Annotated in this window: 16 protein-coding genes; 4 read left to right on the top strand and 12 right to left on the bottom strand. The window is 69.6% G+C overall.

Annotated features, from left to right (window positions below):
- Nucleotides 1–36: 36 nt before the first annotated feature.
- From HRC28_RS07205 to HRC28_RS07190, 4 genes are all read right to left on the bottom strand, one after another.
- Nucleotides 37–750, bottom strand: a complete 714-nt coding sequence (locus tag HRC28_RS07205) for an ABC transporter ATP-binding protein (protein ID WP_182379451.1) — start codon at nucleotides 748–750, stop codon at nucleotides 37–39.
- Nucleotides 750–3437, bottom strand: a complete 2688-nt coding sequence (locus tag HRC28_RS07200; RefSeq protein WP_182379450.1) for a branched-chain amino acid ABC transporter permease/ATP-binding protein — start codon at nucleotides 3435–3437, stop codon at nucleotides 750–752. Before HRC28_RS07200 ends, HRC28_RS07205 begins: the two co-directional genes overlap by 1 nt.
- A 161-nt stretch (nucleotides 3438–3598) precedes the next feature.
- Nucleotides 3599–4237, bottom strand: coding sequence for a TetR/AcrR family transcriptional regulator (locus tag HRC28_RS07195; RefSeq protein WP_182379449.1), 639 nt, complete (start codon nucleotides 4235–4237; stop codon nucleotides 3599–3601).
- 5 nt (nucleotides 4238–4242) lie between these two features.
- Nucleotides 4243–5130 (bottom strand): hypothetical protein, encoded by an 888-nt coding sequence (locus tag HRC28_RS07190; protein WP_202033258.1) that lies wholly within the window; start codon nucleotides 5128–5130, stop codon nucleotides 4243–4245.
- A gap of 108 nt (nucleotides 5131–5238) precedes the next feature.
- On the opposite strand from HRC28_RS07190, the gene HRC28_RS07185 reads away from it, so the two are divergent.
- Genes HRC28_RS07185 through HRC28_RS07170 form a run of 4 tightly spaced genes read left to right on the top strand, consistent with a single transcriptional unit; the run spans nucleotide 5239 to nucleotide 9755 of the window.
- Complete coding sequence (locus HRC28_RS07185; protein ID WP_182379448.1) at nucleotides 5239–6303, top strand: tyrosine protein kinase; 1065 nt, start codon at nucleotides 5239–5241, stop codon at nucleotides 6301–6303.
- A complete protein-coding gene (locus HRC28_RS07180; protein WP_182379447.1) occupies nucleotides 6303–7406 on the top strand; it encodes a phosphotransferase family protein in 1104 nt (367 codons plus the stop codon). The genes HRC28_RS07185 and HRC28_RS07180 overlap by 1 nt, the downstream gene beginning before the upstream one ends.
- A gap of 5 nt (nucleotides 7407–7411) precedes the next feature.
- Nucleotides 7412–8152, top strand: coding sequence for a hypothetical protein (locus tag HRC28_RS07175; protein WP_182379446.1), 741 nt, complete (start codon nucleotides 7412–7414; stop codon nucleotides 8150–8152).
- Entirely contained in the window at nucleotides 8145–9755 is a 1611-nt protein-coding gene (locus HRC28_RS07170; RefSeq protein ID WP_182379445.1) for an NAD(P)/FAD-dependent oxidoreductase, read from the top strand. Before HRC28_RS07175 ends, HRC28_RS07170 begins: the two co-directional genes overlap by 8 nt.
- Nucleotides 9756–9780: 25 nt before the next feature.
- Here HRC28_RS07170 and HRC28_RS07165 read toward each other — a convergent pair whose 3' ends face one another.
- From HRC28_RS07165 to HRC28_RS07130, 8 genes are all read right to left on the bottom strand, one after another.
- Entirely contained in the window at nucleotides 9781–10770 is a 990-nt protein-coding gene (locus tag HRC28_RS07165) for a hypothetical protein (protein WP_182379444.1), read from the bottom strand.
- A 134-nt stretch (nucleotides 10771–10904) separates the two neighbouring features.
- Nucleotides 10905–11579 (bottom strand): tyrosine-protein phosphatase, encoded by a 675-nt coding sequence (locus HRC28_RS07160; protein ID WP_182379443.1) that lies wholly within the window; start codon nucleotides 11577–11579, stop codon nucleotides 10905–10907.
- The gene (locus HRC28_RS07155) at nucleotides 11576–13312 is read right to left on the bottom strand and encodes a PEP-utilizing enzyme (protein ID WP_182379442.1); all 1737 of its coding nucleotides are present in this window, start codon (nucleotides 13310–13312) and stop codon (nucleotides 11576–11578) included. Before HRC28_RS07155 ends, HRC28_RS07160 begins: the two co-directional genes overlap by 4 nt.
- The gene (locus HRC28_RS07150; RefSeq protein WP_202033257.1) at nucleotides 13312–14394 is read right to left on the bottom strand and encodes a hypothetical protein; all 1083 of its coding nucleotides are present in this window, start codon (nucleotides 14392–14394) and stop codon (nucleotides 13312–13314) included. Before HRC28_RS07150 ends, HRC28_RS07155 begins: the two co-directional genes overlap by 1 nt.
- The gene (locus HRC28_RS07145) at nucleotides 14391–15470 is read right to left on the bottom strand and encodes a TIGR03857 family LLM class F420-dependent oxidoreductase (RefSeq protein ID WP_182379440.1); all 1080 of its coding nucleotides are present in this window, start codon (nucleotides 15468–15470) and stop codon (nucleotides 14391–14393) included. The genes HRC28_RS07150 and HRC28_RS07145 overlap by 4 nt, the downstream gene beginning before the upstream one ends.
- Nucleotides 15467–17077, bottom strand: coding sequence for a PEP-utilizing enzyme (locus HRC28_RS07140; RefSeq protein ID WP_202033256.1), 1611 nt, complete (start codon nucleotides 17075–17077; stop codon nucleotides 15467–15469). The genes HRC28_RS07145 and HRC28_RS07140 overlap by 4 nt, the downstream gene beginning before the upstream one ends.
- Nucleotides 17074–18516, bottom strand: a complete 1443-nt coding sequence (locus tag HRC28_RS07135) for a pyruvate, phosphate dikinase (RefSeq protein WP_182379439.1) — start codon at nucleotides 18514–18516, stop codon at nucleotides 17074–17076. Before HRC28_RS07135 ends, HRC28_RS07140 begins: the two co-directional genes overlap by 4 nt.
- Complete coding sequence (locus HRC28_RS07130; RefSeq protein WP_182379438.1) at nucleotides 18513–19130, bottom strand: hypothetical protein; 618 nt, start codon at nucleotides 19128–19130, stop codon at nucleotides 18513–18515. Before HRC28_RS07130 ends, HRC28_RS07135 begins: the two co-directional genes overlap by 4 nt.
- Nucleotides 19131–19142: the final 12 nt, after the last annotated feature.

The following is a 19142-nucleotide window of genomic DNA, read 5'->3' as shown; positions in this document are numbered from 1 at the left end:
AGTTTTCTGCTTTCTGTTGGGGTGAGGACACGTGGGTCAAGGAGTGGTCGTGGCGCCGAGATAGCTGGCCAGCAGGCCGTCCCGGTCGATCTCGGACGCCGGGCCGCCGAAGGCGATCCGGCCACGGTCGAGCAGGTGCACGGTGTCGGCCATGGCCAGCGCCCGGTCGACGTACTGCTCGACCAGGAGCAGGGAGACGCCGGTGGATCGCAGCGCGTCGAGCGCCACGAAGATCTCGTCGACGACCAGCGGAGCCAGGCCCATCGACACCTCGTCCAGCAGGACGACCTTCGGTCCGGTCAGCCAGGCACGGGCGAGCGCCAGCATCTGCTGCTGACCGCCGGACATGCTTCCGGCCGTCTGACCGAGCCGGTTGCGCAGGTCGGGGAACACATCGAGCACGTCGTCGACGCGCCCGCGCGGACCACGGGCGGGCAGCATCATCCGCAGGTTCTCCCGCACCGTGAGGCCACCGAAGACTCCCCTGCCCTCGGGAATCAGGCAGACACCATGGCGCGCCCGACGGGACGCGCTCCAGCGGGTGACCTCCGCACCGTCCAGTCGGAGCACCCCGGCCGAGGGGCGCAGCAGCCCGGCGGCGACCCGGAGCAGGGTCGTCTTGCCGGCACCGTTCGGTCCGAGCAGGGCGGTCACCGTCCCGGCCGGGACCCTGATGTCGATGTCGTGGAGGACACGTGCACCCCGGTAACCGGCGTGCACGCCTTCTATCTGCAAAGTGGGTTCGGACATCAGGCACCTGCCTTGGCGGTCTCGAGATCGGTGGCGCCGAGGTCGGTGCCGAGATACGCGGCCTGCACCAGCGGCGAGGCCTGGACCTCTGCCGGCGTGCCCTCGAAGAGGGGCTTCCCGAAGTCCAGGACGTGGATGTGGTCGCAGATGTCGAGCACCAGCGCCATGTCGTGCTCGACGATGAGGATGCCGACGCCGCGCTCACGGACCACCGACCGCAGGATCTCGCCGAATCGCTGGCTCTCGCTGTGATCGAGGCCGGAGCTCGGCTCGTCGAGGAGCAGGATCGAGGACGGTCCGGCCAGGCAGCGCGCGAGCTCGACGAGGCGGCGCTGGCCCGTCGACAGCGATCCGGCTGCACGGTCGGCCAGGTCGGCGATCCCGCACAACTCCAGGGCATCCCGCGTGGCTGCCGCGACCTTGCTGTTCTCCCCCGGGAACGCGAACAACTGGCGCAGCGGGTTGCCGCCAGCGAGGACGCCCTCCGCGCCGATCGCGACGTTCTGTCGCACCGACAGCGAGTCGAACAACTCCATCCGCTGGAAGGTCCGCCCCAGTCCACGCCGGGCGCGGCGGGCGACCGACCAGCGGGTCGCCGCGTGCTCATCCACCCGAATCGTGCCGGAGCTCGCCCGGGCGAGTCCGGAGCAGGCGTTGAAGGTCGTCGTCTTGCCCGCGCCGTTGGGCCCGATCAGTCCCGTGATGCGGCCGGTCGGGGCTGACAACGTCAGCCCGTCAACGGCGACCACGCCGCCGTACCGCACGGTGAGGGCGTCGGTCTCCAACGCCATCGGCCGGACCTGGTCGCGTGCGTCCGTTGCGGAAACGGCGGTGGCACGCCGCCAGGTGAGGCGGTCCAGGAAGTCCCGGAGCGGCCGGGGCACCTGGAGCTTGCCGGTCAGGGCCGCCACCACGATCGCGAGCGCGCCGAACGCGACCTGCATCCGGAAGGCGATCTCGGGATCGCCGCTGTACGACGGCAGCAGCACCATCACCGCTGCGGCGAGCAGGGCGTACCACGGCTCGTGTCCGACCACGATGACGATCAGGGCGAACCAGGTGATCGACAGCAGGGGCTGGTAACTGTCGGCCGACACGTTCGTCGAGGCCCCGCCGGCCAACGCGCCACCGATGGCGGCGAGGAACGCCGACAGGCAGAAGACCATCACCCGCGTCACCTCGAGGGAGACCCCCGTGGTGGCGAGCGCCGTCGGCGACTCCGCGACACCGCGCAGGAGACGCCCCATCCGACCCCTGTTGAGCGCCACCACCAGCAGGGCTGCGAGCACCGTCAGCACGAGCACGAGCCGGTAGTAGCCGGCGTCATCCTCCGCCCCGAAGACGGAGGGACGCGGGACGGTCAGTCCGGCGCCGGTGTCACCGAACATGAAGTCCTGTGTGTAGAACATGACCTGGAGCACGATCCCGAAGCCGAAGGTCGCCAGTGCCAGATAGAGCGGACTCAGCCGGATCGCGGGGATGGCCAGCACGGCTCCGATCGGCACGGCGACCAGGCCGGCCAAGAACAGGGCCAGGAACCAGGGCAGGCCCTGGTCAACGGTGAACCGGGCGAACGCCGAGGCACCGATGGCGGTGAAGCCGACGTGGCACAAGGACGCCTGGCCGGACGTGCGCACCAGCAGGCCCAGCGACAGGAAGACGATGGTCATCGCCAGCGCCACCGTCCAGTCGGTCAGGTGGATGTCGGCGAACGACGGCACCGTCGCCAGGAAACCGACGAGGCCGATCCCGAGGACGACCTGCAGCGGTGCGGGTGCACGCCACGACGGACGCGTGCGCGCTGCCGGCCGCTCGCGGGTCGCCAGGAAACGTCGCGGCATCAGCAGGAGAACGAGGAAGAGCGCGAGGAACGGCATCGCGGCCGGGATGCCCGCCCACAGTCCCTCGGTGAAGTGACGCGTTGCCAGCGATGCGGCGAGTCCGATCAGCAGTCCGCCACCGAAGGTGAGGGGCAGGCTGGTGAAGCGGCCGATCGCTGCGGCGCCGAAGGCCTGGACGACGAGCAGCGTGAGCTGCAACGGGTCAAGCGGGAGGAGCGGGGCGAACAGCACGCCGGACAGGGAAGCGAGGGCGGCGCCGACACCCCAGGCGAGCCGTCGGGTCGCCGCGGCACTCGTCCCCATCAGGTCGAGGAGGTCGGGGTCATCCACGACCGCCCGCATCGCCACACCCCGGCGCAGCCGGCCGAGGCCGAGCGAGAGTCCTGCGGTCACGACGACCGCGATCGCGAAGGTGATCGCGTCCGACCATTGCACGACCGTGCCGCCGAGGGTGAACGTCGCGTCCGACAGGAAGACCGGGACGGTGCGCACTTCGACCTGCCCGTACAACAGCGTCACACCGCCCTGGACCAGCAGCAGCACGCCGATGGTGGCGGCGATCTGGAGCTCGAGCGTCGCCCGCGACACCATCCGGGTGAGACCTTCGAGCACGACACCCATGACCGGGCCGAGCACGAGAACGCACACCAGGGCCGACCAGAACCACGGCAGCCCCTGGTCGACGTACAGCGAATAGAAGCCGTAGGCGCTCACTGTCGCCATCGCGCCGTGCGCGAAATTGAAGATCCCGGACGTCTTGTACGTCAGCACGAGACCGACCGCCGCCAGACCGTAGATCGACCCCGTCACCAAACCGGCGATGACAAAGGGAAGCAGATCACCCACCTTGATGCTCCCATCAGGAATGACGCCGCCCCCCTCCAGGGCGACTCCGTTCTCCCGAGCGAGAACTCCTCGAAAATCTAATGCCGATTCAAAAGATTTTCAATGGGGTCATAGAAAATGATGAAAGTCGGGACCAAAGTCCCGGGTGCGCGCAGAAGGGGTCAGCCTCGCTGGCCGATCTCGATGCAGCGGGCGGCGATCGCGGCCGACTCCTCGACGCCAAGGCCGAGCAGGCGCAGGGTCAGTTCCGCCTGGGCAGCCACGACCGAGTCGTCGTGCTCACCGTCCAGAATCCTGCGGATCAGGGCGAGTGATCCGGCGACCACGTTGTGGACGACGGCATCTTCGTGCGGCACGACGAAGCGCCCCGCCTCGACACCGGTGCGCACCACCTCGAGCGCCGCGGGATACATCGCCCGCGTGTAGACAAGATCCGCATGGTCGAGCCGGACCAGCAACCGGGCCAGGTCCGGGTCACTGAACGCGATGCCCACGATGCGCAGGACGGCGAGGCCGGTGGTGATCGCCGGATCCTGGTGCCGGTTGGCTTCGTTGATACCGGCGGTCGCGGCCATCTCGGCGAGCGACTCCTCGACGACCGCCTCGACCAACTCCTCCTTGTTGGAGAAGTAGTTGTAGAAGGACCCGAGCGCGACATCGGCCTCTTCGGTGATGTCCTGGATCTTCAGTCCGGCGACGCCGTGGGCGCCGATCAGCGACCGCCCCGCAGCGACGAGCACGCTCCGCGTCCGCGCACGACGCCGGTCGTACCGGCTCTCCCCCACCGACGCTCCAGTCACGGAGGTCACACTACGGCCGGCGCCTTCGGCCCCGAACCGATGGTGATCTCCGGCGGCGGCACATTGCCTTCCGGCACGCCGAAGACGGCAGCCTTCACGATGGCGAGCTTGCCCTGGATGGCGACCTCGTCGTCGCGACGGCAGACCACGAAGGACAGCACCCACACGCAGGTGAGAGCCAGGCCGACGGTGACCAGGAAGGCCACGTGGCTCACCCACAGCGGCGCGTCGAGGTTGAGCGCGGTCCAGACCGGCCACGCCGCAGCGCCGTTGCCGATGCCGTCGGCCATCGGGATGAATGGAATGACCAACGCGATCCGCCAACCGGGCAGGTACGGCTTCAACCGGTAGATCAGGGCACCCGCAGTCAGCGGCATGATCGGGTTGACGAAGACCCACCACAGCGGCAGGCCCCAGAGGTTCATCGGTTGCGGTCCGTAGTACTCATAGGCACCCATCAGGACGCCCGGGCTCTCCAGCCAGATGTTGATGAAGACATCCATCAGGTACAGCTGGAACAGGCCCTTCACGGTGACCCCGTTGGAGAAGATCCGGTAGGCCAGGTAGGCCAGCCCGCCGACGTACCAGATATAGACGAAGTTGATGAACAGCGGGAAGTCACGCCCCATCGAACTGAACGTCGTCAGGTACGCGTCCTCGCGGATGTAGCAGAGGCCGAGGGTGTCGACGATCGGCTCGAAGAGGCAGGCGACCCCACCGCCGATCAGGCACACGGCGAGCAGAGGCCCCCGGCCCGTCAGGAGATGTCGGATCGCGAAGAACACCCCCACGACAACAGGGATCCCGAGAAAGATCGTGAACGCGATCTCGGGACCGAACGGCATCTCGGTGGTCGGGTGGGCCGGGATCTCCCGGGCGGCAGCAGCAAGCATGCGCCGGACTCTAGATCTATTTTGAGATCAATTTCAATATTGAAAATGGATTCATTATCTGTCAGTGTGGTGGGCGTCACGAAACGCCACGACCTGCTGGGAGCCTCGATGAACCACGCCGTCCACCCGCCCGAGACGGACCTCCTCGTCCCGCTGCCCGTCGGGGCCGAGGACTGGGACCACCACACGATCCACACCCACTACTTCGGCTTCTCGGTGCCGGAGGCGGCGATTGGCGCGTTCCTCTACGTCCGCTACCAGCCGACATTCCCGCTGAGTCAGGGCGGCGTCGCGATCTTCCAGGGCCTCGACAACGTCAATGTGCTCGACGTCGCCCACCTCGACTACGAGGTCACCATGCCGTGGCCCGAGTTCGACGGGAACGTCATCACCACGGCCAACGGCCTGCGCATCGATTTCCTGGAGCCCGGCCGGGTTGCACGAGTGAGCTACACCAGCAAGGACGGGCGTACGTCGTTCGACGTCACCCAGACCGCGGTCACCCCGCTCCTGGCCCGCGGCCACGTGATGCCCGGCGAGGACGCCCACCACGGTGACCCGGGCCGCGTCACCGGCGGCAGCGAGCAGTTCATGCACTGCGTCGGCTCGCTCACCCTCGAGGGCGTCACGTACGACGTCGACTGCTTCACACCGCGTGACCGCTCCTGGCGCCAGGTACGCACCGAGGACCAGGGCGGCGTGCCCGTTCCGCCCGTCGGCTGGTCGCCGATGTACTTCGGCGAGGACCTGATCTTCAACCAGATCAGCTTCGAGGCACCCGACACCGACCCGGCCTGGACCGGTCTCTTCGACATCCCCGAGGGTGCACCGACCCACCACTTCGCGTGGCTGATCCACAAGGGCGAGACCCGGCAGGTCACCCGGATCCGACGCAACGTCCTGGAGCGTCAGCCGCTGACCTTCGCGACGTTGCGCCAGGAGATCGAGGCCACCGACGAGGACGGCCGCATCTGGCGCTTCACCGGCGAGGCGATCGCAACGGCGACGATCCCTGCATGGCCCAACGTCTCCTTCCACGACAGCGTCTTCCGCTGGACCGACGAAGAGGGGCGGATCGCCCACGCCACGTACCAGGAGATCTGGTTCGACAAGTACCAGCGGGCGATGGTCGCCCGCGCCACCGATCCCACCCCCGTCGAAGGAGACAACTGATGGCCCTCGCGAACACCGACCCGGCAGAGATCCGCGGCGCCCTGGAGACCTGGCTCGCCGAGCGACTGCCCGGCGCCAGCATCACCGACTGCGACGTGCCCGCGGCGAGCGGCATGTCCAACCTCACCGTGCTCTTCACCGCCACCTGGTCCGACGGGCAGGAGACCGGACAATTCGTCGCCCGGGTCGCACCGGCCGGACCTTCCGTGTTCCCCAGCTACGACTTCGCCCGTGAGGCGGCGGTGATGAACGGCCTTGCGTCCGCCGGCGTGCCGACGCCTGTCGTGCGGTGGGTCGAGAACTCCCCCGCCGTGCTCGGCTCCCCGTTCCTGGTGATGGAGCGAGCCTTCGGCCGGGTGCCCGCCGACGACCCGCCCTTCACGGCAGCGGGCTGGGTGCTCGAGGACCTGACTCCTGCACTGCGCGGCGAACTGTGCCGCAACTCGATCGAGGCCATCGCCAGCATCCACGCTGCCGACTGGCGCACCCTCGGCCTCGACTCGCTCGCGCCGGCAGCCGGGGCCGACGCTGGTTCCGTTTACGACGCCGATCTCGCGCGCTGGCAGGACTTCTACGACTGGGCCCGTGCGGGCGACACCAACCCGACCGTCGAATCCGGCTTCGCCTGGCTCGCCGAGCATCGGCCCGCCGACGATCGCGACCCGGTCCTGCTGTGGGGCGACGCCCGGATCGGCAACCAGCTCTTCGGCGATGATCTCGCCGTCAATGCTGTCCTGGACTGGGAGATGGTCGGTCTCGGCCAGCCCGAGGCCGACGTCGCGTGGTGGCTGTTCATCCTGCGCCACCACACCGAGGGCATCGGGTTCCCCGTGCCCGAAGGATTCCCGTCGCGCGACGAGGTCGTCGCGATCTACGAGAAGGCGGCCGGCCGGGCGCTGGAGCACCTCGACTTCTACGAGGTGTGGGCCGCCGTACGACTTGCCGTGATCATGCACCGGGCCGGCAACCTGATGATCGAACTGGGTCTGCTGCCGCCCGACGCTCCCATGAAGTTCAACAACCCCGCCAGCCAACTGCTCGCCGCGTTGATCGGCGCACCTGCGCCGGGTGGGGACGCACAATCGTTCATCGGGAACCGGTGACCTCGATGTCGCAGGTGTCCGACGTCGATCTCCACCGCCGGAACCAGGTCATCATGGCGTGGTGCGGGCCTCTTTTCACCGTCTGCCTGTTCGGCGGATGGGGCCTGCTCGGGGGCTTCATCCCACTCGTTCCTGCAACCGACTCGGCAGCTCAGGTCGCCCAGCACTATGCGAACAATCAGGCCCTGCACCTGACGGGGCTGACCATCGCGATGGCCGGTGCCTTCCTCACCCTGCCGTTCTCGCTGGTGGTGAGCCTCCAGCTGCGCCGCGCGGAGCGGGGATTCCCGGTGATGTCGGTGCTGCAGTTCGCGTCGGGGATCATCGTGACGATGGTGTTGACCGTGCCCATCGTGTTCTTCATGGTCGGCGCGTTCCGTCCGGAGCGGCCCGCAGAGATCACTCTCGCGTTGAACGATCTGTCCTACATCCTGCTGATCATTCCCTGGCCCCCGGTCGTCGGACAGCTGGTGGCGATCGCGATCGCAACCCTCGGCGATCGCTCGCCCGAGCCGGTCTTCCCCCGGTGGGTCGCGTGGTTCAGCCTCTGGCTGGCTTTCCTGGTCCTGCCCGCCACCCTCATCGCGTTCTTCGCCGACGGCGTCTTCGCCTGGACCGGACTCATCGGGTTCTGGATCCCGGCCGCGGCCTTCGGCGCTTGGTACCTCGTCATGACCTGGGTCCTCCTGCGCGCCATCCGCACCGAAGCCCACCTCGCCACTGAACTGGAGCTCTCCCATGCCTGACCCGAAGGCACCCACTGACGTCCTCGTCATCGGCGCCGGCCACAACGGCCTCGTCGCCGCCTGCTACCTCGCCAAGGCCGGATTCACCGTCGAGGTCGTCGAGGCCTCCCCGACCATCGGCGGGATGATCTCGACCAACCCGATCTTCCCCGACGCCCCGGGCCACCTGATCAACGAAGGTGGGATCCAGGCCTCGCTCTTCCGCTCCTCGGGCATCGAGGAGCACCTCGAGCTGAAGAAGTACGGCTTCAAGCAGATCATCGCCGATCCCTTCCACGTCCACCTCGACCCCGAGGGACCGTCGCTGGCGTTCTGGAAGGACCCGGCGAAGACCGTCGAGGAGCTGCGGTACTTCTCCCCCAAGGACGCGCGCGCCTACGAGGCGTTCGCCCGCTCGCTCGACGCCGCCATGGACCTCGCGATCCCCTACATGAACGGCCATCCCCTGCGCCCCGGCGCGCAGCTGATGCGCGAGCTGCCGGCGGCGCTCAAGAAGCGCAAGGAACTGCTGCCGCTGACGACCTTCCTGACGACGTCGCACAAGGAGTTCATCGAGGAGCGGTTCGACACCCCGCTCCTGCGGGCCGCCCTCGCCTCGATGCCGCCCTTCTGCTGGATGACCCAGGACGGTACGGCGTGGGCACTGATCTACATCGCCATGTGCCACCGCACGAACTCCGCGCGCTTCCAGGGCGGTACCGGCGCCCTCACCAACGCGCTGACCCAGTGCCTGATCGAGCACGGCGGCTCGGTGCGAGTGAACAGCCGCGTCTCCGAGATGATCGTGCGCGGCGGCACCGTCGCCGGTGTCCGACTGGACAACGGGGAAGAACTCTTCGCGACCACGACCCTCGCCTCCTGCAGCCCGAAGGCGACGTTGGCGCAACTGTTGCCCGAGGGCACGCTGCCCGACCACCTCGAACGCCGGGCGCACGCCATCCCGACGAACGTGCTCGAGACGACGACCCTGAAGATCGACGTCGCCGTGTCGGGCCGGCTGACCATGCCGAAGCACAACGCCTGGCGCAAGGACGGCCTCGACCTGACCGAGCCGATCGTGAGCTGGCAGACCTACGAGGACCACATCGACGCCTGGAACAGCGCCGTGCAGCGGGTCTACCCGGAGAACGAGTGCTTCATCGGCATCGTCCCCTCGCGTCTCGACCCCACCCAGGCACCCGAGGGCCAGGACACCTTCTGGGCCTGGTCCGGCATCTTCCCGCGCAACCCCAAGGTCCCGTGGGAGGAGATGCGCGAGCAGATCGGCAACAAGGTCCTCAAGGAGTCATCGCTCTACTACGAGGGCCTCGACAGCATGGAGATCAGCCGCCGAGTGATGTCCGCACCCGAGCTCGAGGAGCGCTTCAACGTGCCGGACGGCAACGTCTACCACGTGGAACCTGTCGGCATGCGGTTCGGCGGACTCCGGCCGGCCCAGGGCTTCGGTGGCTACGAGACGCCGGTACCGGGGTTGTGGATCACCGGCGCCGGTACCCACCCGACCGGCGGCATCTCCGGCCTGCCCGGCAAGAACGCGGCCGAGGCCCTGATCAAGGCGAACCGGGACGGTGCGCTGACGCGGCTGAAGAAGCGCTTCGGCTGACCATCGAACAACGGCAGGGATTCGATCAAGCAGGTTGATCGGATCCCTGCCGATCCGCCGGTGGGCACTCAGGACACTGACTCGGTTCTCCGGCCCAGCCCCGCATCTGGAGCAACCGGCCGACCCTTTCCGCCGTCGAACACGACCTGGCGAAGACCTGTCCGTACCCGAGCCGGACGGTGTCCTCGAGCCCCAGGGCGGCGTCGAGGTCCCGCTCCATGTCCCGATCGCGGTCGGTCGCCGAGTCGTGCCCCAGACGACCATCGAGTTCGACGATCTGGCGCCAACGAGGCCGGCTGCCGCCGTACACGACGTCACGGAACATGCGCCGACCGTCCTCGCCGCGGGCAGCTACCTGCCGCAGTCCACGCGGAAGCTCGTGCGCCCGCTCGACCCGCGTGAGGTAGCCGTGCTCGAGCACCGAACAGGTCCCGTCGGCCACGTCCTGCAGGACCGCTTCCATCAGCGCTCGTCGGGCCAGCCGGGACATCTGCTCCATCCGTGACAGCAGCCGGGCAGCCGTCGTACGACGGCCACCGCACGCGTCGGCGAGGACGGCGATCATGTCCAACTCGTTCGAGGCACGATCCGCGAGCTCGATGATCGCGTCGTCGTAGCGCTGCCTCGGCGGACTCAGGTGCAGCTGCGCCGACTCCTCGAATCTCCGCGACTCCCGCGCACGCACCCCGTCCAGCAACGGCGGCCGGCGGCCGTGCCGGACCATGACCTCGATCGGCCGGTCGTCGTCGAATCGCCGCCGACCGGGCCCTTCGTGCGCGCGGATCGCCGACCAGCCGCTCAATGCCGCCGGCCAGCACGCCAGGACGGCCGCCCAGGCTCGTTGGCGCCAGACCAGCGGACCCGTGTGGTTGACGTAGACGCCCGGGTGAACGGTCACCAAGTCCCGACGCCGAACCTTGCGTGCGACGAAGGCGGGCGAGTGGCCACGGGCCAGCACCTGATGGCGCGCGATGACACCGTCCTGGCGATCGAGGAGGTCGTCGATGTCATCCATGACCGAGCCCTGTCCAGCCCGGGTCCGGCCGACACCTCGGCCGCTTCCGCCTGTGGACGGGAGCGCAAACCAGGCGGCGGAAGCGACATCGGCAGGGATCCGATCAAGCAGGTCGATCGGATCCCTGCCGTTGTTCAGATGAAACGGCCGAGGAACCGATCGATCGCGGCATCGGTCGCGCCGTTCTCAAGGAACCACCCGCGGGGGCCGTCGGGGTGGCCGGTGACCGCCTCGATCACCAGGCCGACCGCCTCGTACGGCGCCTCCGCCCACTCGGGTTGCCAGCCGTCGACGTCGATGGCGCCGCGCTCGACCAGTCGCGCGAGCACGCCGCCCATCGCGGACTCGGTGCGCTGGTAGTCCGCGACGACCGCCTCCTCGGGGACGCCGGCGAGCAGCAGCAACGCGGCGACGCTCGCGCCGGTGCGGTCCTTGCCGGCCGCGCAGTGGAGGTACGTCGGCCCGTCGCCCATCACGTCCAGCAGCCCGGCAATCCCGGGACCAGCGTTGGCCACCAGCTCGCGGTAGACGGACATCAGGGCGCCCTCCCGCGGCATGCGTCCCAGGTCGGCGGCGTCGAAGAGCTCCCGGGACACGATCGCCACCCCCTCCGGCCAGGTGTACGGCGACCGGTCGCGCTCCTTCGCGGACCGCAGGTCGATCACGGTGGCCGGCGGCCAGGTCACGTGCGCAGGTGGCTCGTCGCCGTCGTACAAGGCGTCACCACGGAGCAGCACACCGCGACGGGTCACGCCCCCACCCACCAGCGGCAGGCCGCCCACGTCGCGGACGTTGACTGGACCGGTCACCCGATGACCTCGACCGTGCCCGCGCTCCCGTCGACCCGGACCCGCATGCCGTCGCGCAGTTGCGTGGTGCCGGTACGGGTGTTGGCCACACAGGGCAGGCCCAGCTCGCGACACACGATGGCGGCATGGCTCATGGCGGAACCGACATCGGTGACGACCGCCTCGGCCAGGGGGAACAGCGAGGCCCAGCTGGGGTCGGTGGCCTTGCAGACCATCACGGTGCCGTCGTCGAAGTCGGCCTCGTCGAGGTCGGTCACGACCCGCACGATGCCCTCGGCGACACCGGCACTGACGCCGAGGCCGGTGACGACCAGGCCGTCCTGAGACGCACCCGGCGACTTCGCCGGGCCGTCGGCCGACACCGCATCGCTCACGACGACGGTTTCGACCGTGGGCAGGCCGTGCCACACGTGCGGCAGGCTCAGCGCGTCGTAGGCCTGGTGGTCCGCGCGCCGCGCCGCCACTGTCTCCGCCACGGATCGACCCGCGAACACCACCGCACTGCGCACGGTCGCGCGGTCGATCTGCACGAGCTCGTCGATGGTCAGGAACCGCACCTCGCCGGGAGCGCTGAGGACGCCCTCCTCGACCAGCCGGAGCCCCACGGTCCCAGACGCGGCCCGGGTGACGTCGACGCAGCGCAGGATGCTCGCGCGGCCGGTCTCGCGCCAGTCCGGTGCGTTCGAGGCGAACCGCAGCAGCAGCCGCGCCGGCACGGATCGGACCCGGCCGAGCGCCCCTTCGAGCCGTCGTACGGCGGCCGCGTGCTCCTCGCGACGGCGGAGGACCAGTCCGTCCATGTCCCCTGTCCGGCTGCGGTAGCGCGCGGCGAGGTCGCGCACCATCGCGGCGTCCTCCCGCCACGACACCGACTCCACCAGTCCCTCGCGAGGGCCGTGATAGCCGTGACTGCGCAGGAAGCTGTCCATGTCGATCTCGTCGGCCGACAACCGCCACAGGTCGCGCACGAGGTCGAACTCGGCCGTGCCCTGCTCGCTCTTGACCAACTGGTGCCCGAGCTCGGGCATCCCGGCCCTGGTGGCCAGCGTCTCAACCTGGCCCATCACGCCCTGGCAGGCCATCGACAGCACCATGTGGATCATCAGCACGCGCTCGAACTGGGCGCGCGCCTCCACCAGCAGGGCGGTCGCGCCCGCGAGGTCGAGGTCGCTGGCGCCGAACGCCGCCCTCCCCCACCACGCGTCGATCTCGCTCGCCGTCGGATCCAGCGCCCGCATCGCTCGGCGCAGAGTTCGGGGGAACTTCACGGCGACGAACGGGTAGCGCCGCATCTTGCGCAGACCGGTGGGTTCCGGCAGACCGCCGCCCTGGACCGAGCCGAACAACTGCTCCTCCATCATCGCGGCCGAGCCGCCCGGGATCCTGGCCGCCATCTGTCCCATCAGGTCGACGTTGGCGATCGCGTGACCGTAGGCGACCGAGATGAACCGGCCGTCGACGTCGTCAGGCACTGCCCGTTCCGACTCCGGCATCACCCCGAGGTCGACCCAGCAGTCCCGCATCGTCGACTCGGTCGGCGGGAAGTAGAGCGACCACGTCAGCGGCGTGACCGTCCCCGGCAACCCCTCGTCGACGTTCGCCGTCGTCCAGCGCAGTCGCCGACCGGGCGTGTGAACGGGGCTCCGCTCGAGGTCGGGACCCTCGACTGCTGCAACAACGGGAACCGGGCGTGGCGTACGTGGCTTGCGGGAAGCCCGTGTCTTCGGTGGCATCAGCGCTCCTGGGGTGAGGGTAGGTGGGAAGGTCGGTAGTCGCGCTCGATGACGCCGTAGCCGACCTCGCCGTCGGGCGCGACGACCCGCACGGTGCTCTGGGTGACGACGAGCGCGTCGGGCTGGCCGTCCAGGTCAACGCCGTTGATGTTCTCGTTGGGCGACAGGAAGGTGAGTGAGTAGCCGTGCAGCCACTCCGCCTTCAGGTCGTACGACGACCCGTCGGCCCGGTCGAAGGCGACGTTCAACGCCCGGGGCTGGTGGGTGCGGTGGTCCTCGAGACCGGTGAACCGGATGGATGCGCCGATCTCCACCGTGGCGTCGGGGCCGGTGCCGCCCTCGAAGACCGCCTGGGTGCGGTGGTCGACGGCGTGATCGGTGTTCCAGTTGACCAGGCCGTTGATCACGCGTCCTGACTGGGGAAACACGAACACGCAGAAGTGCAGCCCTCCGAGGTGAGACACGTCGCGGGGGCCACTGGAGTGGTCTCGGTGCGCGACCCCGGCCACGTCCCACTCCCGAGCAGCCGCACCGGATCCGGCGGTGATGCTTCCCGTTGCCCGGAAGCCCTGGGTGTGGTGGAAGGCCGCCCACTGCAGGCCGTCGATGCCGAGAGCCGCATGCATGTCCCAGACGGGAGCCGCGGCCTCGAGGTCGATGGCGAAGGTGAAGGCCTGGGCCGGGCCGGCACCGACCGGGCCGTCAACCATGGCATCGAGCGAGGTGATCTCGCCGGCGCCGTCGAGCTCCAGGCGCCACCGCCGAAGCGGCTCCACACAGCGGATCCGCAGGTTCCCCGTCGCCGGGCCGCGATCGTCGGGCGCGCGCCCCCAGGAGCGATCGACGAGCAGGCGGCCGTCGGGCAGGAGTGCGATCACCTGGGCCCACCACAGATCGGGGTCCTCGGGCCAGCGACCGCAGTGGATGAAGACACCGACGCCCTGCCCCTGGGCCGTGTCCGGCGACCAGACGTGGAAGTACATCGTCTCGCTCCAGCCCGGTACGCCGTCCGGAACTGCGTGCAGGAGGTCGTCGTCCGGATCGACACCGAAGGGATTCGAGCCCTGGAGCACCTCGGTCACGACGCGTCTCCCCACGCTGCCGCAACCGCTGCGTTCTGCCCCGGGGTGCTGCCGTACGTCGCGATCTCGTCAGCGCCGGCTGCGCGGTACTCCCGCAGGCGCGCAACCACCTCGGTCGAGGTCCCCAGGGCGCAGGAGTCGGCGATCCAGGTGTCGGGCACCAGGCGGGCAGGTTCGAGCAGCTCGATGCGGTGGAACGCGGTGTCGGCCATCTCGCCTCCGTTCAGCTGTCGGTGGTCGCGCAGGCGCGCCACGGGTTCGGGATCCCAGCTGTTGGCGCGCACGGTCGCGTCGCCGTACTCCTTGGCCTGGAGGTAGGTCACCGCCCGGGCATGGGCCAGCGCGCGGGACTCCTCCTCGGCCAGGTCGGGTGCCGTGATCACGCAGGCCGTGACCCGCAACGTCGCGGGGTCGCGGCCGATCCGCTCGCAGGCCTCGCGCAACCGGGCGACCGCGGCGGCGACTGCATCGGGCGTCAACAGCGGCGGGAGGAGCACGCCGTCGAACGCCGTTGCGGCCGCCGCTGCGGCCCGGGGCAGCGCGAAGCTGCCGGACCACACCTGCGGGGGTGCACCCTCGTAGGTGTCGCCGAGCTTGATGGCCTCATAGCGACCGGCTGGGCCGTCGTGGGTGAGGACCTCGCCGCGCCAGAGCCGATGCAGCAGGCCGACGTAGTCGACGATCCCGTCGTAGCCGGCAGTCTTCAGCCCTTCGTGCTTGAGGTAGCCGTGGTCGCCACGGCCGAGGCCGAGCACGAACCGCTCCCCGAACATCGCCTGCATCGTGGCGCCGAACGCCGCCATGTGCAGCAGGTGTCGACGGGCCGGCGAGACCAGCCCGGTGCCGAGCCCGAGGTGCTCGGTACAGGCGCCGACCGCGCCGAGGAACACCCCCGCCTCCTTGAGGTTCCAACGTTCGGAGAAGAAGATCCGGCGGAAGCCGAGGCGTTCGGCCTCGACGGCGTCGTCGAGTCCCTGGCGCGGAGTCCGCACGGCGGTCTCGTTGGGGACGTCGTCGGGCAGGTGCGAGGCGACTCGTCCGGCAACCACGTAGGCGCTGAGGTCGTCGTACGTCATCCGATGACCTCGACGGTGCCGGCGTCACCGTCGAGTCGGAGCAACTGGCCGTCCTGGATCCGGTGACTGCCGGTCTCGGTGCCACACACGCAGGGGATGCCGAGCTCGCGGGCCACGATCGGCCCGTGACTGAGCAGCCCGCCGTGGTCAGTGACCACGCCACCCGCCACAAGGAACAAGGACACCCAGCTGGGGTCCGTGGTCTCGCAGACAAGGATGTCGCCGTCGTCGAGCTCAACCTCGTTGGGATCGCGTACGACGCGAGCACGGCCCTCCACGACACCGCCACTGGCGGCCACGCCGGTCACCACATCACCCAGCACGGTCGCAGCACCCGCGCCGTCACCGGCCTTGACCACCTCGGGGACGCCGGACCAGGCATGCGGCAACCGCAGCCCCTGTCGGGCGTCGTGCTCGGCGGCACGGCGGGCGACGAGGTCTCGCTGGTCGGTGTGGACTCCCGCGACGAGCTGGTCGTGGCGCAGGTGGAAGACGTCGTCGCGGGCCGCGATCACGTCGCGCTCGACGAGGAGCTCGCCGAGGCGGCGCGTGGCGGCGCGGGCCACGTCGAAGGTGAGGAGGTAGCCGGCCTTGCCCTGTTCGCGCAGGGCCAGGAACCGGGAGGTCACCTTCAGCAGGAAGGCAGTCGGTCGACGCTTCAGGCGCGGTGTCGCCGCCAGCAGGCTGGCGATCGCCTGGTCCCGTACGGCCACCTGGGCCGCGCTGCGTACCTTCGGCGACCGCGGCGATCCGGGCGCGATGGCGCGGTAGTCGTCGAGCCGCGCGAGGATCGGCGCCGGGTTCTCCCGCCACACCGATCCGGCGAGCTGACCCTCGCCGGGGCCGTGGTAGCCGTGCCGGTCGGAGAACTCCGTCATCGTGATCTCGCCATGGGCAAGGGCCCAGAGGTCGTGCGCGACCTCGTTCTCGTCGGACCCGACACCCGACAACAGCTGTCCCTCGAGCCCTTCGTGCCCGGCGGCCTTCGCCGCTTCGGCGACCTTGTCGGCGAAGCTGGAGCTGATCATCGCGACACCCATGTGGATCGACATGACGTCTTCGAACCGTTGGCGCACGTCGTCCAGGAGGGCCAGGCAGCCGGTCTCGTCGAGGTTGGCGATCCGCGGGAGCTGCTCCAGTCGCCAGCGCCGCAGCTCGGCGAACATCGCGTCGTGGCGCTTCGGGACGCCGATCAGCCAGCGCGGCGCGCGGGCGATGATCGCCGGGTAGCGGTTGCGCACGTTGGCGTCGACGGTCTCCGGCCGCACGAAGCCGAACAGTTGCTGCTCCACGGCCGAGGCCGAGGTCCCGGGCATGACGTCGGCGATCTCGCGGAACTTGTCGATGTTGCCTGCACCCCGGCCCGCGAAGACCGACCAGAAGCAGTCGTCGACCTGGGTCGGGACGTGGACGTCGGCATCGGTGTAGACGCCCAGGTCGCGGAACATCCGGCGGAAGGCCAGCTCCATCGGTCCGAACACGAACGACAACCCGAACGCCGTGAACACGCCCGGGAACGCCTCCGCGACGTTGCCCGTGGTCCAGGTGGTGTCCGCTCGCGGTGCGGGGGTGTCGAGCAGGTCAATCATCTCGTCGGTGGCGGTCATGCCGTCTCCTCCTCGTCGCGCCATGCGCGCAGCGTCGCCAGCACGGGATCATCGGATGTGGCAGGTGGTTCGACCCGGAGCACGCCCAGATGGACCGTCCCGTTGGTCGCGTCGACCGTGACCACTTGACCGGCCAGGCCCATCAGGGTGTCGGCGCCGGTGCCGACCACGCACGGCAGGGCGAGTTCACGACAGACCACGGCGGCATGCGAGGTCGAGCCGCCGATCTCGGTCAGTACGGCGACCGATGCCGCCATCCCGGCGACGTCGTCGGGGTCCGTGGTCGGCCGGGCGAGGATCACGTCCTCGCCGTTGTCGGCACGGTCCTCGGCCTCGTCGGCATCGGTGACCAGCACGCCCGTCGCGATGCCGGGGCAGGCCGGCTTGCCGACGGCGACCGCCGGCGAGGCCAGCAGGTCGGCGGCGGCAAGGTGCGGTCGAAGGAGGGCGCTGACGTCCTCGGGACGGATCCGCTCGAGCGCCTCGGCGCGGGTGATGATGCCGGCTTCGGCGAGGTGCACGGCCGAGCGGACCGCCGCCTCGGGCGATCGCTTCGCGGGCCGCGACTGCAGCAGCCACAGCGTTCCCGACTGGACCGTGAACTCGATGTCCATCACGTCGCGACCCTCGGCCTCGAGAGTCGCGGTGGCGGCCATGAGCTGCGCGTGCACGTCAGGCTGAGCCGCCGCCAGCGCGTCGAGCGGCAGCGCGTCGGACCGACCGGAGACGACGTCCTCGCCCTGGCCGCGGGCCAGCCATTCGCCGTACACCTCGGGACTGCCGGTGAGCGGGTCGCGCGAGAACAGCACGCCCGTGCCGGACTCGTCGTCGAGGTTGCCGAAGACCATCGCCTGGACCGTGACGGCCGTGCCGCCGGTGTCCGGAATGTCGCGCGCGGCGCGATAGGCGACCGCCCGCTTCGAGAACCAGCTGTCGAGAACGGCGCAGACGGCCAGGCGCAGCTGCTCCCACGGGTCCTGCGGGGCCGTCGTACCGACGACCTTGGCGAACTGCTCCTCGAAGCGGTGCCGGGTGTCGGCGGCGTACGCCGGGCTGCCGGTCTCGACCGCGAGACGCTCCTCGATGGCGGCGTTCATGCCGAGGTTCAGGACGGTGTCCATCATGCCGGGCATGCTGTTCGAGGCCCCGGAGCGCACGGAGACGAGCAGCGGCTGCTCGCCACCGAAGGTCCGCCCGACGGCGGCCTCGATGCCAGCGATCGCGGCGACGACCTGCTGCCAGACCTTCTCGTCGAGGACCCGACCGGCGCGATGGTAGTCACGACAGACGTCGGTGGTGACGACGAACGCCGGCGGCACCGGAATGCCCAGGCCGAGCATCTGCTGGATGCTCCACGCCTTGCCGCCGATCTCCTCGCGGGTGTGGCTGCCGCCGCCCGCCAGGGCGACGACGGAGCTGGCCAGGGTGGGCGCGTTCACAGCGCCCTCCCGGCGGCGGCCTCGTCGGCGCGGGTCAGCCCGGCGAGGCCGATCAGGTCTTCGTGGAGCTCGAACCAGACGGTGTGATAGCTGTCGGCGAGCGGCCGCGCGAACCAGGTGTGGTCACCCGCGGCGATCTGCTCCAGCGCGTGGGCGAAGCGGGCCGGGTAGTGCCCCAGGCGCGGCGCGAGGGCCACGAACCGTGCCAGCAACGGGACGAAACCTTCATCGAGCACGACCAGGTCGGCAACGACGGCCTGGTCGTAGGCCGGGTCGGTGTGGTCGTTCGGCGTGCTCTCGTCCTTGAGCTGCCAGCGCGTCATCAGGCCCTTGAGTGCATCGTTGTGGGCATCGAACTCGTGGTAGCCGGCGGTGAGGGCGGCACCATCGACACCCGCGCGCTCGGCGGCCAGCAGCTCCTCGAGCGCGGCACGTCCTTCCGGGGTGAGCTTGATCCGCTCACGGGCCTCGACCACGTGACCGGACGCGGAGAGATCGTCCAGCAAGGGGCCAGCAACGGCGAGCGGCAGCCCGGCGGCCGCAGCGAGATCGACAGGCAGGGCACGGCCCTTGAGCCGGACGGCCTGGAACAGTCGGAGTGCTTCGTGGTTCATCGGTGTCTCCTG

Source organism: Nocardioides sp. WS12, from assembly GCF_014108865.1.
Classification (GTDB): Bacteria; Actinomycetota; Actinomycetes; order Propionibacteriales; family Nocardioidaceae; genus Nocardioides.
The sequence above is the reverse complement of the archived record's forward strand: the minus strand, read 5'-3'. Positions and strand labels throughout refer to the sequence as shown.

Excerpts from the sequence above, each read along its gene's own strand:
- HRC28_RS07205 (WP_182379451.1), bottom strand. The coding sequence starts at position 750 with ATGTCCGAACCCACTTTGCAGATAGAAGGCGTGCACGCCGGTTACCGG.
- HRC28_RS07190 (WP_202033258.1), bottom strand. The coding sequence starts at position 5,130 with ATGCTTGCTGCTGCCGCCCGGGAGATCCCGGCCCACCCGACCACCGAG.
- HRC28_RS07185 (WP_182379448.1), top strand. The coding sequence starts at position 5,239 with ATGAACCACGCCGTCCACCCGCCCGAGACGGACCTCCTCGTCCCGCTG.
- HRC28_RS07180 (WP_182379447.1), top strand. The coding sequence starts at position 6,303 with ATGGCCCTCGCGAACACCGACCCGGCAGAGATCCGCGGCGCCCTGGAG.
- HRC28_RS07175 (WP_182379446.1), top strand. The coding sequence starts at position 7,412 with ATGTCGCAGGTGTCCGACGTCGATCTCCACCGCCGGAACCAGGTCATC.
- HRC28_RS07170 (WP_182379445.1), top strand. The coding sequence starts at position 8,145 with ATGCCTGACCCGAAGGCACCCACTGACGTCCTCGTCATCGGCGCCGGC.
- HRC28_RS07165 (WP_182379444.1), bottom strand. The coding sequence starts at position 10,770 with ATGGATGACATCGACGACCTCCTCGATCGCCAGGACGGTGTCATCGCG.
- HRC28_RS07155 (WP_182379442.1), bottom strand. The coding sequence starts at position 13,312 with ATGCCACCGAAGACACGGGCTTCCCGCAAGCCACGTACGCCACGCCCG.
- HRC28_RS07145 (WP_182379440.1), bottom strand. The coding sequence starts at position 15,470 with ATGACGTACGACGACCTCAGCGCCTACGTGGTTGCCGGACGAGTCGCC.
- HRC28_RS07140 (WP_202033256.1), bottom strand. The coding sequence starts at position 17,077 with ATGACCGCCACCGACGAGATGATTGACCTGCTCGACACCCCCGCACCG.
- HRC28_RS07130 (WP_182379438.1), bottom strand. The coding sequence starts at position 19,130 with ATGAACCACGAAGCACTCCGACTGTTCCAGGCCGTCCGGCTCAAGGGC.